Genomic DNA, 16,299 nt, shown 5'->3' on the forward strand with positions numbered 1-16,299 from the left:
GGGGATGTCCTCTCAAGGCTGGTTCCGGACGATGGTCGAGGTGCCCTCGCCGCGCAGCACGGCGGCGAGATTGCCTCCGTCCCGGATGTTGAACACGACGATCGGGATGTCGTTGTCGCGGCACAGCGCGACCGCGCTCGCGTCCATGACCTTGAGGTCGTCGGCGAGCACGCGGTTGAAGCTCAGCGTGTCGTAGCGCTTGGCGGTGGGCACCTTCTTCGGGTCGGCATCGTAGACGCCGTCGACGCTGGTGCCCTTGAACAGCGCGTCGCAGCCCATCTCGGCGGCACGGAGGGCGGCGGTGGTGTCGGTGGTGAAGAACGGCAGGCCCGTGCCCGCCGCGAACAGCACCACCCGCCCCTTCTCCATGTGCCGCATCGCGCGGCGGCGGATATAGGGCTCGCAGACCGAGGCCATCGGGATCGCCGACTGGACGCGCGTGTCGACGCCGATCTTCTCCAGCGCATTCTGCATCGCCAGCGCGTTCATCACCGTTGCCAACATGCCCATGTAATCGGCCGAGGCGCGGTCGAAACCCTGCGCGGCGCCGGCGAGCCCGCGGAAGATGTTGCCGCCGCCGACCACCATGCAAATCTCGAGCCCGGTTTCCTTCGCCGCCTTCACCTCGCCGGCGACGCGCTCGCACATGGCCGGGTCGATGCCGAACTGGCCGCTGCCCATCAGGACCTCGCCCGACAGCTTGAGGAGGATGCGGTTGAAGCGCGGGAGAGTCATGAAGCCCTTGTTTTTCCTGAGCGGCAGCGAAGCGGCGCGGACCTTAGAGGTGCCGCGTCGCGAAGGGAAGCGTGTCACAACATCCTCTCCCTTGACGGGAGAGGATAGCGAAGCTTGCCAGCTTGCTGGCTAGCGCAGCTTGGAGAGGGAGAGCGGCTGCAGCGCAGCCGCGCGGTCGCCATCGCGACCGCCCCCTCACCCTCCCACCGGCTACGCCAGCGGGCCCCTCCCTCTCCCACAAGGGGAGAGAGGGGAAGAGCAGGTTACTTCGTCTGCGGCACGCCCGAAGCCGCGGCGACCTCGGCGGCGAAGTCGCTGGCTTCCTTCTCGATGCCCTCGCCGAGCTGGAAGCGGACATAGTCCTTGAGCACGATCGACGCACCCGTATCCTTGCCTGCCTTGGCGACGACGTCGGCTACGGGCGTCTTGCCGTCCATCACGAACAGCTGGCTCAGCAGCGCGTTCTCCTTGGCGAACTTCTTGATCGAACCCTCGACCATCTTGGCGACGATGTCGGCCGGCTTGCCGCTCTCCGCCGCCTTTTCGGTGGCGATCGCGCGCTCGCGCTCGATCACATCCTGGTCGAGGCCGCTCTCGTCGAGCGCCAGCGGGAAGGCCGCGGCGATGTGCATCGCCAGCTGCTTGCCGAGCGGTTCGAGCACGTCGACGCCCGCGTCCGACTCCAGCGCGACCAGCACGCCGATCTTGCCGAGGCCCGGTGCGACCTGGTTGTGGACGTAGGGGATCACCGCGCCCCGTGACACCTCGAGGCGCCGGGCGCGGCGCACGGCCTGGTTCTCGCCGATCGTGGCGATGTTGTTGGTCAGCACTTCCTCGACGGTCTTGTCGCCGAGCGGCGCGGCCTTGATCGTCGCGAGATCGTCGCCGAGCTCGAGCGCGACCGCGGTCACGTCGCGCACGAACGTCTGGAACTGGTCGTTCTTGGCGACGAAGTCGGTCTCGGAGTTGACCTCGACGACCGCGCCCTTCGGTCCGGCGACGGCGACGCCGACCAGACCCTCGGCCGCCGTGCGGCTCGATTTCTTGGCGGCAGCGGCGAGGCCCTTGGTCTTGAGCCAGTCGAGCGCGGCGTCCATGTCGCCGTTCGTCTCGGTCAGCGCCTTCTTGCAATCCATCATGCCCGCGCCGCTCTTCTCGCGCAGGTCCTTCACGGCAGCGGCAGTGATCTCGGCCATGTTCGTTTTCCTCAAGTCTGAAAGTCAAATCCGTTCGCACTGAGCCTGTCGAAGTGCCGCCCTTCTTCCGCTCGCGTTGCAGAAGAAAGACAGTGCTTCGACAAGCTCAGCACGAACGGTGGAATGGGCTTGTCGAAGCGCCGTCTCAGGCGTCGATCTGGCGCTCGCCCTCGAGCGCGGTCTCGGGCTCGCTGGCCGCGGCCGGATGCTCCGGATCCGCGCCCGCGTCCTCGCCGCGCTCGGTGCCGACGTCGCCCAGCGCCTCCTCGGCCGGCGGCTCGTCGAGCGCGCCGAGGTCGCGGCCCGAGGCCACCTGCGCCTGCTGGCCGCCGCGGGTGGCAGCGATCGCCACCGCCTCGCAATAGAGGCGGATCGCGCGGCTCGCATCGTCATTGCCCGGCACCGGGAAGGCGATGCCGTCCGGCGACACGTTCGAATCGAGGATCGCGACGACCGGGATGCCGAGCGTGTTGGCCTCCTTGATCGCGAGCTCCTCCTTGTTGGCGTCGATCACGAACATGACGTCGGGCACGCCGCCCATGTCGCGGATGCCGCCGAGCGACAGCTCGAGCTTGTCACGCTCACGGGTGAGCTGCAGCACTTCCTTCTTGGTGAGGCCGTGCGTGTCGCCCGACAGCTGCTCCTCCAGGCTCTTGAGGCGCTTGATCGAGCCCGAGATCGTCTTCCAGTTGGTGAGCATACCGCCCAGCCAGCGGTGGTTGACGAAATGCTGGCCCGAACGGCGTGCCGCTTCGGCGATCGGCTCCTGCGCCTGGCGCTTGGTGCCGACGAACAGCACCTTGCCGCCTGCAGCGACGGTCGATGCCACGAACTCCAGCGCGCGCGCGAACAGCGGCACGGTCTGCGAAAGGTCGAGGATGTGGACGCCGTTGCGGTCGCCGAAGATGTAGGGCTTCATCTTCGGGTTCCAGCGATGCGTCTGGTGGCCGAAGTGCGCGCCCGATTCGAGCAGCTGCTGCATGGTGACGACAGGTGCCGCCATAGGGATAGACTCCTTCCGGTTGGTCCTCTGGGAAGCGATGACCTGACGAGCGCGAGCGCCGGCCGGGCACCGGGTTATGAGCTTCCCATGCGGGGTTGAGGCGGCGCCCTTAGTCCAAACGCCGTCTCGGTTCAAGCGAACATTATGGCTTGACCTGCGAACATCAAGAGAACATAACGTGACTCAGTTGAGAACGACGGCAGCGGCACGCCTGCAAGTGCAACCGATGCCGGCCTCAAGCGTCTGGAATCACTGGATTCCGGCGCGGAACAGATTTGGATGGGAGCCAAGGGTAAATGGCGGTCATTGCATTTCTCGTGTTCGCAGCCGCGTTCGTCGCGGCGTGCTGGACGATCTGGGCGACCGTGGCGCCCGAGGCGGGACGGATCGTCGACCTGCTCGTGCATGGCCCTGCCCTGCCCCCGCCCGTCCTGGCGCCGGTGCCGCCGCGCGGCGGACTGCGGCCGGCCGTCAGGGCGCAGGCGGCGGTACGGCCGGCGCCGCTGCGCGCAGCCGCCTGACGCGGCGATAGGACGCGACGCTGAACGGCAGCGAGGCGAGATAGAGCAGGCTGAGCACGCTCAGCGCCTGCCAAGGCGCCGACACCAGCGCGGCACCGATCGCGACCACCACCACGATCGCCTCGAAGCGGATGTTGCGCCTGAGGCGGAACGACGACCAGCTGTAGGTGGCGAGGCTCGACACCATCAGCAGCGCAACCAGCATGAGCCATGGCCCTGTCAGCCAAGGCGAACGGAGCATCGGCTCCTCGGTCCACAGCCACAGATAGATCGGAAGCAGCGCGAGGCCCGCGCCGGCCGGCGCCGGAACGCCGGTGAGGAAGCCGGCGGACTTGTGCGGCTGGTCGGTGAGGTCGATGCGTGCGTTGAACCGGGCGAGGCGGAGCGCGCAGAACACGGCGTAGAGCAGCGCGCCGATCCAGCCGAAGCGCGGCGCGTTGGTCAGCGACCAGAGGTAGAGGACGAGCGCGGGCGAGACGCCGAAGCTGATCGCGTCGGAGAGCGAATCGAGCTCGGCGCCGAACCGGCTCTCACCGCGCAGCAGCCGAGCGATCCGCCCGTCGATCCCGTCGAGGATCGCCGCGATCATGATCATCAGCACCGCCTGCTCCCATTGGCCGGCGATGGCGAAGCGAACGGCGGTGAGGCCGGCGCAGAGGGCAAGCGCGGTCACCGCATTGGGCGCGACCGAGCGCAGCGGGATGCCGCGTGCCTCGCGCCGGCGGCGCAATCGTCGGCGCGCTTCGGCGTCGGTCGCCATTATTGCGCGACGCCGAGGACCGGCTCGACGCCCTTGCGGCCGATCACCGTCTCCCCCGCCACCGCGCGCTGGCCGAGCGCGACCTGGCAGGCGACGTCCTCGGGCAGATAGACGTCGACGCGGCTGCCGAAACGGATCAGGCCGATACGCTGTCCGGCGACGACGATGTCGCCCGGCTTGGCGAAGGTGACGATGCGCCGCGCGACCAGCCCGGCGATCTGGGTGAAGCCGACACGCGTGCCGTAGCGGTCCTCGACCACGAAATGCTGGCGCTCGTTCTCCTCGCTCGCCTTGTCGAGGTCGGCGTTGAGGAACTTGCCTGAGATGTAGACGACCTGGCGGATCGTGCCGGCTACGGGCGTGCGGTTGATGTGGACGTCGAACACGCTCATGAAGATCGACACGCGCACGCGCGGCGCGTCGCCCAATCCGTTCTCCCCGGCCAATTCGGGCGGCGGCGGCACGCGCTCGATCATCGTGACGAGGCCGTCGGCGGGCGAGACGACCAACCCCTCCCCCTGCGGCGTCACCCGCACCGGGTCGCGGAAGAAGGCAGCGACCCAGATCGTCAGGCCGATGAACGGCCAGGTGAGGACGGGCAGGAACAGCCAGGCCACGAACGTGACCGCCGCGGTGATCAGCACATATTTGCGCCCCTCGGGATGGACCGAAGGGAAGCGCCACTTGACCGTCGTGGTACCGGCGGCGGGCTTGTCTAGGGAGGTCATCGCGCAAACCTAACCACATGGCGCATCGCATACAACGCCGCACCGCTTGATCGCTCCGATCCTTCTGCCTAGGGCGTTCGCCAATCCTCCCCCTCAAGACAGGAAGCGAGCATGGCGAAGATCAAGGTGAAGACGCCCGTCGTGGAGATCGACGGCGACGAGATGACGCGGATCATCTGGGAATGGATCCGCGAGCGCCTGATCAAGCCCTATCTCGACATCGATCTCGACTATTACGACCTCGGCATCCAGCACCGCGACCAGACCGACGACACGGTGACGGTCGACAGCGCGAAGGCGATCCAGAAGTATGGCGTGGGCGTCAAGTGCGCCACCATCACCCCGGACGAGGCGCGCGTCGAGGAGTTCGGGCTCAAGAAGATGTGGAAGTCGCCGAATGGCACTATCCGCAACATCCTGGGCGGCGTCGTCTTCCGCGAGCCGATCGTGATGCGCAATGTTCCGCGCCTGATCCCGGGCTGGACGCATCCGATCGTGGTCGGCCGCCACGCGTTCGGCGACCAGTACAAGGCGACCGACTTCAAGGTGCCTGGCGCAGGCAAGCTGACGATGAAATGGCAAGGCGCCGACGGCCAGGTGATCGAGGAGGAGGTGTTCGACTTCCCGGGTGCCGGGGTGGCGATGGGGATGTACAATCTGGACGAATCGATCCGTGACTTCGCCAGGGCCAGCCTCAACTACGGCCTCAACCGCAAGTGGCCGGTGTATCTTTCGACCAAGAACACCATCCTCAAAGCCTATGACGGGCGGTTCAAGGACATCTTCCAGGAGGTGTTCGAGAAGGAATTCAAGGCGCAGTTCGACGAACTTGGCATCGAGTATCAGCATCGCCTGATCGACGACATGGTCGCCTCGGCGCTCAAGTGGCACGGCGAGTTCGTGTGGGCGTGCAAGAACTACGACGGCGACGTCCAGTCGGACCAGGTGGCGCAGGGCTTCGGCTCGCTGGGGCTGATGACCTCGGTGCTGATGACGCCGGACGGCAAGACCATCGAGGCCGAGGCGGCGCACGGCACCGTCACCCGCCACTATCGCCAGCACCAGCAGGGCAAGGCGACCTCGACCAATCCGATCGCGTCGATCTTCGCCTGGACCGGCGGCCTCAAGTATCGCGGCAAGTTCGACGACACGCCGGACGTGACCCGCTTCGCCGAGACGCTGGAGAAGGTATGCGTCGAGACGGTCGAGAGCGGCCAGATGACCAAGGATCTGGCGATCCTGATCGGGCCGGAGCAGCCGTGGATGACCACCGAGCAGTTCTTCGAGGCGATCCGCGTCAACCTCGAGAAGGCGATGGGGGGCTGGGCCTGATTTTTGTTCGCGCAGAGGCGCAGAGAGCGCAGAGCGGGAGCTGCTCGTGACAGCGAGACTGCCTGCATCCGTGATGTGATGGCCGCCACGCGGCCGGTTGCACCTCTGCGTCGTCTGCGACTCTGCGCGAACAAAAACTCCGCGGCTCCGCGTGAATCTCTCTTCTTAAGGCGTCAGCCCCTTGCCAGCTCGATCATCCGGCGTGCGATCTCGCGCTCGCCCATGATGGTGTGGGTGGCGCCGTGCTCGCCCAAATGCGCGACCTCCTCGTCGCGGTGGGCGCGGGCGACGATGGTGAGGTCCGGATTGAGCCGCCGCGCCTGCTCGACGATCTGACCCGCCTCGAACGCATCCGGAATGGCGACCAGCAGCACCCGCGCTTCCTCGATGCCGGCACGAGCGAGGACGTCGGGGTCGGCCGCGTTGCCGACGATCATCTCGGCGTTAGCGCCTTCGAGCAAGGAGCCGATGTCGCTCTCGGCCTCGATCACCACCAGCCGTCCCTTGTCGATCCCGGCGCCGACCAGCGTGCCGACGCGGCCATAGCCGACCAGCACGACATGGCCCTTCTGCGGCGGCGCCGGCGATGCGGGTACGGTCTCCCGCTGCGGCGCGAGCCGATCGACCAGCACGAACAGGAGCGGGTTGAGCATGATCGACAGGATCGCGCCGGCAAGGATCAGGTCGCGCGCGTCGGCAGGCAGGATGCCGAGCGACGAGCCGAGCGCGGCGAGGATGAAGGAGAATTCGCCGATCTGCGCGAGGCTGGCGGCGATGGTGAGGCCGGTACGATTCGGCCGCCCGAAGGCGCGGACGATGGCATAGGCCGCGACCGACTTGCCGATGAGGATGATCGCCAGCGTCGCGAGCAGGGCGAGCGTGTCGGTGACGACGATCGCCGGGTTGAACAGCATCCCCACCGAGACGAAGAACAGCACCGCGAAGGCGTCGCGCAGCGGCAGCGTCTCCTCGGCGGCGCGCTGGCTGAGCGGCGATTCGGCAAGGATGATGCCGGCGAAGAAGGCGCCGAGCGCGAACGACACCCCGAACAGCAGCGCCGCCCCCGCCGCGAAGCCGAGCGCGACCGCCAGCACCGCCAGCCGGAACAGCTCGCGCGAGCCGCTGTGCGCGACCCAGTGCAGGATCCAGGGCACCACGCGGCGGCCGACGATCAGCATGAAGGCGATGAAGGCGGCGACCTTGCCTCCCGTCAGCAGCAGCGCCGGCCCGATCGCCTGCCCGCCCGAGGCCAGCGTCGGGATCAGCACCAGCGCGAACACCATCACCAGGTCCTCGACGATCAGCCAGCCGACCGCGATCCGCCCACGCTCGGTGTCGACGATCCGGCGCTCGTTCAGGGCGCGCAGCAGCACCACCGTGCTCGCCACCGACAGCGCGAGCCCGAACATCAGGCTGCCGCCGGTCGGCCAGCCGAGCAGATGGCCGAGGCCCCAGCCGAGCAGCACCGCACAGGCGATCTGCCCGATCGCGCCCGGCACCGCGATCCGGCGGACCGACAGCAGGTCCTTGACCGAGAAATGGAGGCCGACGCCGAACATCAGCAGGATGACGCCGAGCTCGGCCAGCTCGTTCGCCAGCCCCTGGTCGGCGACATAGCCGGGCGTGAACGGGCCGACGGCGATGCCGGCGAGCAGATAGCCGATCAGCGGCGACAGCCTCAGCCGCTGCGCGATCGCGCCGAAGACGAAGGCCAGGACGAGCCCGACGACGACGATCCCGATCAGCGGCGTGACATGGTGCATGGCCAAAAGGTTAGGCACGCGAAGCCGCGATTGCGAGCCGGCAGCAACTTTTTGTCATGCGGCACTGGCGCCATGGGCATTTCATCCGCAACAATGGGACATGCCGCTGCCGCTCAACTCCACCGCCTTCAGCGATTCCCTCGTCGTGCTGGGAGCGGCCGGCCTCGTCATCCCCGCTTTCGCGCGGTTCCGGATCAGCCCGGTGATCGGGTTCATCCTGGTCGGGATGCTGGTCGGCCCTGCCGGGCTGGGCCGCTTCGTTCCCGAGTTCCCCTGGCTCTACCACCTCACCATCACGCACCAGGAATCGATCGAGCCCTTCGCCGAGCTCGGCATCATCCTGCTGCTGTTCGCGATCGGGCTGGAGCTGTCGCTCAAGCGGCTGTGGGCGATGCGCGGCATGGTGTTCGGCGTCGGCGCCGCGGAGCTGTTCGCCTCCGCCGCGGTGATCGGTACTGCCCTCTATCTGTTCGGCGAGGGCGTGGACGGCGCGATCGGGCTCGGTCTGGCGCTGGCGCTGTCGTCGACCGCGCTGGTGCTGCCGCTGACCGGCACCGAGAGCCGCGTCGGACGCGCGGCGTTCGCGATGCTGCTGTTCGAGGATCTGGCGCTGGTGCCGATCATCTTCCTGCTCGGCGCGCTGGCGCCATCGGCCGGCGGCGAAGGCTGGGCGGGGCTCGCCCGGGTCGCGCTGCAGGGCGCGCTGGCGGTGGCGGCGCTGTTCGTCGTGGGACGGCTGGTGCTGCCCCGCCTGTTCGGCCAGGCGGCGCGGACCAAGAGTCCGGAGTTGTTCCTGGCGACCAGCCTGATCGTCGTCATCGCCGCGAGCCTGGTCACCGTGGCGGCCGGGCTGTCGCCGATCGTCGGCGCGCTGGTCGCGGGCATCCTGATCGCCGAGACCGAGTATCACAGCGAGGTCGAGGTGATGACCGCGCCCTTTCGGGGGCTGGCGCTCGGCGTGTTCCTGATCACGGTGGGGATGCGGCTGGACCTCGGCGTCGTCGCCGCCGAATGGAGCCGCTTCCTCGTCGCGATCGTCGCGGTGATGCTGGTGAAGGTGATCGTCACCGGCGCGCTGCTGCGTCTCTCCGGCAGCGGCGTCGGCACCGCGGCCGAGACCGCCGTGCTGATGGCGAGCCCGTCGGAGACCACGCTGATCGTGCTCGGTGTCGCGGGCGGCGCCGCGCTGATCCAGCCGGAGACCGCCGCCTTCTGGACCACCGTCACCGCGATCGGGCTCACCATCACGCCGCTGCTCGCCAAGGCCGGCCGCACGATCGCGCGGATGCTGGAGGACCGAGAGGAGATCGGCGAGCCCGAGGTGGCGGAGGCGCCGGGGACGGTGATCCTCGGCTTCGGCCGCGTCGGCCACACCGTCGCGGACATGCTGAAAGCCCACGGCAAGCCCTATCTTGCGATCGATGCCGACATCGATGGGGTGATGGCCGCGCGGCGGGAGGGGTACCATGTCATCTTCGGCGACGTCGCGCGCAGCGAGCTGGTCGACCGGCTGCGGCTCGGCCATGCCGACGCGCTGATCCTGACGATGGACGATCCGGTGCTGACGGTGGCGCTCACCCGTCGCGTGCGTGCCTGGGTGCCGCACCTGCCGATCGTCGCCCGCGCCCGTGATGCCGCGCACGCCGTCGAGCTCTACAAGGCCGGCGTCACCGATGCGGTGCCTGAGACGCTGGAAAGCTCGCTCCAGCTCGCCGAGGCGGTGCTGGTCGACATCGGGGTGGCGATGGGGCCGGTGATCGCCTCGATCCACGAGAAGCGGGACGAGATGCGCAAGAGCATCAAGGAAGCGGCCGGACTCGACCGCGAACCGCGCATCCGGCGGGTGCGATCGGATGCTTCAGGCTCGATTAATCCCGCCTGAGGCTGCATCCGTCGCACTTGGAGCGCGGGAACCGATTATGCGAAGCTATCGTTCCCTAGCCAAAGACTGGAGAATTCCTGAATGAAGATTCGTCGAATGAAAGCCCTGAGCTGTCTCTTCCTGGCGGGTATCGCCGCCACTCCGGCGGCGCTTGCCGCGCAGACCGCCCCTGCCCCCGCGCAGGCGGCCGCCGCCCCGGCGGTCGGCGAGACCGTCTATGATTCGACCGGCGCGGTGATGGGCACCGTCGAGGCGGTGTCGCCGCAGGCGGTGGTGATCAACACGGGCGCCGTGACAGTGCCGGTACCGCCGACCTCAGTCGGCAAGGATGCCAAGGGCTGGCACATGGCGATGACCAAGGCCGACCTGGAGGCCGCGGGCAAGCAGGCGCAGGCGCAGCAGCAGGCGCAGCTCAAGACCGCGCTCACCCCCGGCGCGCAGGTCCGTGCCAGCGACGGCACCACGGTGATCGGCACGGTCAAGGCGGCGGACGACCAGTTCGTCACGCTGACCAGCCAGGCCGGCGGCCGCGAGGTCAAGCTGCCGATCGCCGGCTTCGGCCTCGGCCCGAGCGGCGTCGTGGTCGGCATGACCGCGGAGCAGTTCAACGCCGCGGTCGGGGGCGCGGCGCCCGCCGGCGCCCCGGGCGCGGCCCCGGCTCCGGCGCCGAGCAACTGAGGGTGATGGAGGGGCGGTGCCTTGGGGTGCCGCCCTTTCAACCAGCCTCACTGCGCTCCTGCGAGGGCAGGAGCTCTGGATGTCTGGATGGTGAAGACGTCGCTCGCGGACAGAGCTCCTGCCTTCGCAGGAGTTCGGATGGACGCTATGCGTTACATCGGCATAGAGCGCGATGATCCGCCTTACGCCGCCGCCTTCTTGCCTCCTTCCAGCACCGCCTTCACCGCCGCAATCGCCTCGGCGCCCCTGTCCCCGTCGGGACCGCCGCCCTGGGCCATGTCGGGACGGCCGCCGCCGCCCTGCCCGCCCAGCGCCGTCACCGCCGCCTTGACCAGCTCGACCGCGTTCAGCCGGCCGACGAGATCATCGGTCACGCCGACCGCGACCGAAGCGCGGCCGTCGTTGACCGCGACCAGCGCCGCCACGCCCGAGCCGACGCGCGCCTTGGCCTCGTCGACCGCGCCGCGCAGGCCCTTCGGCTCCAATCCCTCGACCACCTGGCCGACGAAGTTGACGCCGCCGACCTGCTCCGGCCCGGCCGCGTCGGCCTTGCCGCCGCCGCCGAGGGCCAGCGCCTTCTTCGCCTCGGCGAGCTCGCGCTCCAGCCGGCGCCGCTCCTCCAGCAGCGAGACGACGCGCGCCGGCACCTCGTCGGGCGAGGTCTTGAGCGCGGCGGCCGCCTCCTTGAGCTTCTCGTCGCGGGCGGAGAGCCAGGCGCGCGCCGCCTCCCCCGTCAGCGCCTCGACACGGCGGATGCCCGAGGAGACCGCGCCTTCGCTCACGACCTTGAACAGGCCGATCTCGCCCAGCGCGTTGACGTGGGTGCCGCCGCACAGCTCGAGCGAATAGGTGCCGTCGGCATCCTCGCCCATGCTGACGACGCGGACCTCGTCGCCGTATTTCTCGCCGAACAGCGCCATCGCGCCCATCGCGATCGCGTCGTCCGGGGTCATCAGCCGCGTGGTGACGACGCCGTTGGAGCGGATCTGCGCATTCACGTCCGCCTCGACCTGGGCGAGCTCGGCCGGAAGCATCGCGGTCGGGTGGCTGACGTCGAAGCGCAGCCGGTCGGGCGCGACCAGCGAGCCCTTCTGCGCGACATGGGTGCCGAGGCGCTCGCGAAGGGCCGCGTGCAGCAGGTGCGTCGCCGAGTGATTCGCGCGGATGCGTGCGCGGCGGTCGAGGTCGATGACGAGCCTGACCGTATCGCCGACGCGAAGCTCGCCGCTCTCGATCGTGGCGAGATGGCCGTGGAGCTTGCCGACATGCTTCTGCGTGTCGCCGACCACGGCGTGCATCCCGTCGCCGTCGATCGTGCCGGCGTCGCCGACCTGGCCGCCGCTCTCGGCATAGAAGGGCGTCTGGTTGACGACGATCTCGACCGTGTCGCCCTGTCCGGCCCGCTCGACGCGCGCGCCGTCCTTGACCAGCGCGACCACCTCCGCCTCAGCGACGTCGCTGGCATAGCCGGTGAACTCGGTCGCGCCCTTGTCCTCGGCGATGTCGAACCAGATCTCCTCGCTCGCCTTGGCGCCCGAGCCCTTCCAGGCGGCGCGGGCGGCCGCCTTCTGCTCGGCCATGGCGGCGTCGAAACCGGCGCGGTCGACGGCGATGCCCTGGGTGCGCAGCGCGTCCTCGGTGAGGTCGTAGGGGAAACCGAAGGTATCGTAGAGCTTGAACGCGGTGGCGCCGGGCAGCGTGTCGCCTTCGCCCATGTCCTGCGTCGCCTCGTCGAGGAGGCGCAGGCCATTGGTCAGCGTCTGGCGGAAGCGCGTCTCCTCCTGGAGCAGCGTCGCCTCGATCAGCGGCTGGGCGCGGACGAGCTCGGGATAGGCGGCGCCCATCTCGGCGACCAGCGACGGCACCATGCGGTGCATCAGCGGCTCCCTGGCGCCGAGCAGGTGCGCGTGGCGCATCGCGCGGCGCATGATGCGGCGAAGGACGTAGCCACGACCCTCGTTGGCCGGCAGCACGCCGTCGGCGACGAGGAAGCCCGAGGAGCGCAGGTGATCGGCGATGACGCGGTGGCTCGCCTGGTTCTCGCCGGTCGTCGGCGTGCCGGTGAGCGCGCCGCTCTCGGCGATCAGCGCCTTGAAGGTGTCGGTATCGTAGTTGTCGTGGACGCCCTGCAGCACCGCGGCGATGCGCTCCAGGCCCATGCCGGTGTCGATCGAGGGGCGCGGCAGGTCGCCGACGATCTCCTCATTCTCCTGCACGAACTGCATGAAGACGAGGTTCCAGATCTCGACGAATCGGTCGCCGTCCTCGTCCGGCGATCCGGGCGGGCCGCCGGGGATGCGCTCGCCGTGGTCGTAGAAGATCTCCGAGCAGGGCCCGCACGGGCCGTCGGCGCCCATCGCCCAGAAATTGTCCTTGGTCGGGATGCGGATGATCCTGTGGTCGGGCAGGCCCGCGATCTTTTTCCACAGGTCGAACGCCTGGTCGTCGGTGTGGTAGACCGTCGCCGTCAGCTTCTCGGCCGGGATGCCCCAGGTCTTCGTCAGCAAGGTCCAGGCGTGAAGGATCGCCTGTTCCTTGAAATAGTCGCCGAACGAGAAATTGCCGAGCATCTCGAAAAAGGTGTGATGCCGGGCGGTGTAGCCGACATTGTCGAGGTCGTTGTGCTTGCCGCCGGCGCGGACGCACTTCTGAGAGCTGGTAGCGGTCGAATAGGGGCGCGTCTCGAGGCCGGTGAAGACGTTCTTGAACGGCACCATGCCGGCATTGACGAACATCAGCGTCGGATCGTTCTGCGGCACCAGCGGCGCCGAAGGCACGCGGGCATGGCCCTGGCTCTCGAAATAGTCGAGGAAGGATCGGCGGATGTCGTTCGTCGAGGTCATGGGCGCGACTTAGGGGAGGTTCGGCCTTCTCTCAACTCCTCACCGTCATTCCTTTTCCTAAGCGTCCTCCCGGCGAAAGCCGGGATCCAGAGCCGCGGGCCCTATCGCTTGTGACTCTGGATGCCGGGTCAAGCCCGGCATGACGAGATGGGGGCGCCGCTGCCTCACCCCAGCGGCGCGTCGATCGACCTCGGCGGCTCGCTGAACCATTTGGGGCCCGCCTCGGTCATGTGGAAGCAGTCCTCCAGCCGCACGCCGAACTTGCCGGGGAGGTAGATGCCGGGCTCGTTCGAGAAGCACATGCCAGGGGCAAGACGGGTCGTCTCACCATGGACGAGGTTGACCGGCTCGTGGCCGTCGAGGCCGATGCCGTGGCCGGTGCGATGCGACAGGCCCGGCAGCGCGTAGCGCGGGCCGTAGCCCCAGCGCTCGTACTGCGCGCGGACCGCGTCGTCGACGCTGCCGGCGGGCGCGCCGAGCTTCGCCGCGGCGAAGGCGACCTGCTGGCCCTGGCGGACCTGGTCCCACACCTTGCGCACCTCGGCCGAGGCGCTGCCCTTCACGAAGGTGCGCGAGACGTCTGACTGATAGCCATGGACGGTGCAGCCGCAGTCCATCAGCAGCACCGCGCCGTCGCTCATCCGCTGCGGCTTGCGGCTGCCGTGCGGATAGGCGGCCGATTCGCCGATCAGCGCCATCGAGAATTCCGGACTTCCGCCGAGCTTGCGCGTCGCGGCGCTCATCAATGCGGAGATGTCGGCCTGGCTCATGCCGGCCTCGACCCGCTCCCAGGTCCAGCGATAGGCGGCGATGGTGACGTCGGTCGCCTTCTGCATCAGCGCAATCTCGGCCGGCGACTTGATCATGCGGCAGCCGCGCACCACCGGGTTGGCGGAGACCGGCTTCGACGCCGGCAGATCGCGCGCCAGCGCGTCGGGGATGAAGAAGCGCACCGTCTCCTCGATCCCGACCGGGCGGCCGGCGAGCTTGCGGTCCCTGAGGACACCGGCGACGATGGCGAGCGGATCCTCGTCCTCCTGCCACACGCGGACCTCGGCCGGGACGGCGAGCGTCTCGCGCATCCGCGGTTCCTCGAAGAAAGGCGAGACGATGCACGGCTCCCCCTCGACCGGCAGCACGGCGAGCAGCGCCCGCTCGCTGCGACCCCAGCGGATGCCCGTGAAATAGACGAGGCTCGATCCCGGCTCGACCAGCACCGCGCCGATGCCGTGCGCCCGCATCAGCGCCTGCGCGCGGGCGAGGCGTCGGTCGCGCTCCTCGCGCCCGATCGGCACCGCATCGCCGGTGATGTCGCTGAGCGCCGAAAGGTCGGGATCGGCGGCGCGGAGCAGGCCCGGTGTCGCGAGCAGCGGCAGCGCGGCGACGGCCCGGACGAGGCGACGGCGGGTCAGGATCATGGGTGCAAGCGATAGGGCGCTTGACCGCGGCGCCGCAATCCCCTTCCTTCCGGCGAGGTTCCACGGGGGAGAAGCATTTTGGCCAAGCGCCTGACCACCTTCATTCTGATCGGCCTGGTGCTGGGTCTCGTCGTCGGATGGATCGTCAACGCGACGTTCGATGCCGGAACGCCCGAATCGGCGGCGACGCTCAAGGAGATCGCCAAATGGTTCGGCATCGTGACGCAGGTGTTCCTCCACCTCATCAAGATGATCATCGCGCCGCTGGTGTTCGGCACGCTGGTGGTCGGCATCGCGCACATGGGCGACACCGGGGCGCTGGGACGGGTGGGCCTGAAGTCGCTCGGGTGGTTCATCTGCGCGAGCCTGATGTCGCTGACTTTGGGCCTGATCATGGTCCACATCCTGCAGCCGGGGCTCGGCCTCAACCTGCCGCTGCCGCCCGCCGGCGCAGGCAGCGGGCTCGACAAGAGCAAGTTCGACGCCGCCGAGATCATCACTCACATCTTCCCGAGCTCGATCGTCGAGGCGATGGCGACCAACGACATCCTGCAGATCGTGGTCTTCTCGGTGTTCTTCGGCGTCGCGATCACCGCCGTCGGCGAGCGCGCCGCGCCGCTGGTCAAGGCGGCCGAGGCGCTGACGCAGGTGATGCTGCAGGTGACCGACTATGTCATGCGCTTCGCCCCCTTCGCGGTGTTCGCGGCGGTGGCGGCGACGCTGATCGAGCGCGGCCCGGGCGTGATCGGCAAGCTCGCCTATTTCATGGGGTCGGTGTATCTCGGCCTCGGCCTATTGTGGATCGCGTTGGGGGTGCTGGCGCTGCTGTTCGTCGGCAAGCGGACGCTGCAATTGTTCCGCTATATCCGCGAACCGGTGCTGGTCGCCTTCTCGACCGCCTCGTCCGAGGCCGCCTTTCCGCGCACGCTGGAAGCGCTCGACCGGTTCGGGGTGCCGCCGCGCATCGCCAGCTTCGTGCTGCCGCTCGGCTATTCGTTCAACCTCGACGGGTCGATGATGTACATGACCTTCGCGTCGCTGTTCATCGCCCAGGCCTATGGCATCCACCTCGACCTCGGCACGCAGATCGCGATGCTGCTGACGCTGATGATCACGTCGAAGGGCATCGCCGGCGTGCCGCGCGCCAGCCTGGTGGTAATCGCGGCGACGCTCAACCAGTTCAACCTGCCCGAGGCCGGGCTGCTGCTGGTGCTGGCGGTGGACCATTTCCTCGACATGGGACGATCGGCGACCAACGTCGTCGGCAACGCCGTCGCAGCGAGCGTGGTGGCGCGCTGGGAAGGCGGGCTCGATCCGGCCGAATCGCCGGTGATCGAGCCCAGGCCGGCGCCGACCGGCGGCGGGCCGGTGGAGGATAGCGACAGCTTTCGGCAGGGGTAAGCCGGTGTTCTCGTTCCCGCGAACGAAGCCTGCGACGGC

Annotated in this window: 13 protein-coding genes; 5 read left to right on the forward strand and 8 right to left on the reverse strand. The window is 68.6% G+C overall.

Annotation, left to right across the window (positions count from 1 at the left end):
• Positions 1-12: 12 nt before the first annotated feature.
• The 3 genes from pyrH to rpsB all read right to left on the reverse strand — a co-directional run bounded on the left by pyrH (position 13) and on the right by rpsB (position 2,934).
• Positions 13-735: a UMP kinase gene (gene pyrH, locus ACMGER_RS10360; protein ID WP_436812072.1), complete on the reverse strand. Its 723-nt coding sequence runs from the start codon at positions 733-735 to the stop codon at positions 13-15.
• A gap of 263 nt (positions 736-998) precedes the next feature.
• Positions 999-1,931, reverse strand: a complete 933-nt coding sequence (gene tsf, locus ACMGER_RS10365; RefSeq protein ID WP_436812073.1) for a translation elongation factor Ts — start codon at positions 1,929-1,931, stop codon at positions 999-1,001.
• 145 nt (positions 1,932-2,076) lie between these two features.
• The gene (gene rpsB / locus ACMGER_RS10370) at positions 2,077-2,934 is read right to left on the reverse strand and encodes a 30S ribosomal protein S2 (RefSeq protein ID WP_436812074.1); all 858 of its coding nucleotides are present in this window, start codon (positions 2,932-2,934) and stop codon (positions 2,077-2,079) included.
• Positions 2,935-3,230: 296 nt separating this feature from the next.
• On the opposite strand from rpsB, the gene ACMGER_RS10375 reads away from it, so the two are divergent.
• Positions 3,231-3,455 (forward strand): hypothetical protein, encoded by a 225-nt coding sequence (locus ACMGER_RS10375; protein WP_436812075.1) that lies wholly within the window; start codon positions 3,231-3,233, stop codon positions 3,453-3,455.
• On the opposite strand, the gene ACMGER_RS10380 is transcribed toward ACMGER_RS10375, so the two are convergent.
• Together ACMGER_RS10380 and ACMGER_RS10385 are read right to left on the reverse strand one after the other, a co-directional pair.
• Positions 3,406-4,215, reverse strand: coding sequence for a CDP-alcohol phosphatidyltransferase family protein (locus tag ACMGER_RS10380; protein WP_436812076.1), 810 nt, complete (start codon positions 4,213-4,215; stop codon positions 3,406-3,408). The genes ACMGER_RS10375 and ACMGER_RS10380 overlap by 50 nt on opposite strands.
• On the reverse strand, positions 4,215-4,943 hold the full coding sequence (locus tag ACMGER_RS10385) for a phosphatidylserine decarboxylase (protein WP_436812077.1): 729 nt from the start codon (positions 4,941-4,943) through the stop codon (positions 4,215-4,217). The genes ACMGER_RS10380 and ACMGER_RS10385 overlap by 1 nt, the downstream gene beginning before the upstream one ends.
• Positions 4,944-5,054: 111 nt before the next feature.
• Here ACMGER_RS10385 and ACMGER_RS10390 point away from each other — a divergent pair, with 111 nt between their 5' ends.
• Positions 5,055-6,275: an NADP-dependent isocitrate dehydrogenase gene (locus ACMGER_RS10390; protein ID WP_436812078.1), complete on the forward strand. Its 1,221-nt coding sequence runs from the start codon at positions 5,055-5,057 to the stop codon at positions 6,273-6,275.
• A gap of 173 nt (positions 6,276-6,448) precedes the next feature.
• Here the strand turns inward: ACMGER_RS10390 and ACMGER_RS10395 are convergent, their stop codons facing one another.
• Positions 6,449-8,038, reverse strand: a complete 1,590-nt coding sequence (locus ACMGER_RS10395) for a cation:proton antiporter domain-containing protein (protein WP_436812857.1) — start codon at positions 8,036-8,038, stop codon at positions 6,449-6,451.
• A gap of 100 nt (positions 8,039-8,138) precedes the next feature.
• Between ACMGER_RS10395 and ACMGER_RS10400 the strand changes: the two genes are divergently transcribed.
• Both ACMGER_RS10400 and ACMGER_RS10405 read left to right on the forward strand, forming a co-directional pair.
• Complete coding sequence (locus tag ACMGER_RS10400; protein ID WP_436812079.1) at positions 8,139-9,920, forward strand: cation:proton antiporter domain-containing protein; 1,782 nt, start codon at positions 8,139-8,141, stop codon at positions 9,918-9,920.
• Between the two features lie 96 nt (positions 9,921-10,016).
• Positions 10,017-10,598 (forward strand): hypothetical protein, encoded by a 582-nt coding sequence (locus ACMGER_RS10405; RefSeq protein WP_436812080.1) that lies wholly within the window; start codon positions 10,017-10,019, stop codon positions 10,596-10,598.
• Positions 10,599-10,780: 182 nt separating this feature from the next.
• Here ACMGER_RS10405 and alaS read toward each other — a convergent pair whose 3' ends face one another.
• On the reverse strand, positions 10,781-13,441 hold the full coding sequence (gene alaS, locus ACMGER_RS10410; RefSeq protein WP_436812081.1) for an alanine--tRNA ligase: 2,661 nt from the start codon (positions 13,439-13,441) through the stop codon (positions 10,781-10,783).
• Between the two features lie 164 nt (positions 13,442-13,605).
• Entirely contained in the window at positions 13,606-14,859 is a 1,254-nt protein-coding gene (locus ACMGER_RS10415; protein ID WP_436812082.1) for a M24 family metallopeptidase, read from the reverse strand.
• A gap of 78 nt (positions 14,860-14,937) precedes the next feature.
• Between ACMGER_RS10415 and ACMGER_RS10420 the strand changes: the two genes are divergently transcribed.
• Positions 14,938-16,260, forward strand: a complete 1,323-nt coding sequence (locus ACMGER_RS10420; protein WP_436812083.1) for a dicarboxylate/amino acid:cation symporter — start codon at positions 14,938-14,940, stop codon at positions 16,258-16,260.
• Positions 16,261-16,299 lie beyond the last annotated feature (39 nt).

Source organism: Sphingomonas astragali (assembly GCF_051400615.1).
GTDB lineage: Bacteria > Pseudomonadota > Alphaproteobacteria > Sphingomonadales > Sphingomonadaceae > Sphingomonas.